General features: G+C 58.4%; 1 pseudogene. It reads left to right on the top strand.

Annotated features, from left to right (window positions below):
- Nucleotides 1-2: 2 nt before the first annotated feature.
- A pseudogene (locus SB725_RS34095) lies at nt 3-233 on the top strand (protease HtpX); the annotation flags it as partial.

The following is a 233-nucleotide window of genomic DNA, read 5'->3' as shown; positions in this document are numbered from 1 at the left end:
CCATGATGCGCATTCTGTTGTTTGTAGCCACCAACCTCGCGGTGGTGCTGGTTGCAAGCATTACCCTGAGCCTGTTCGGTTTCAACGGGTTCATGGCCGCCAACGGGGTCGACCTCAACCTCAGCAGCCTGCTGGTGTTCTGCGCCGTGTTCGGTTTTGCCGGCTCCCTCGTCTCGCTGTTCATCTCCAAGTGGATGGCGAAGATGAGCACCGGTACCCAGATCATCTCCCAG

It is taken from the genome of Pseudomonas sp. SIMBA_041, assembly GCF_046535095.1.
GTDB lineage: Bacteria > Pseudomonadota > Gammaproteobacteria > Pseudomonadales > Pseudomonadaceae > Aquipseudomonas > Aquipseudomonas mucoides.
The sequence above is the reverse complement of the archived record's forward strand: the minus strand, read 5'-3'. Positions and strand labels throughout refer to the sequence as shown.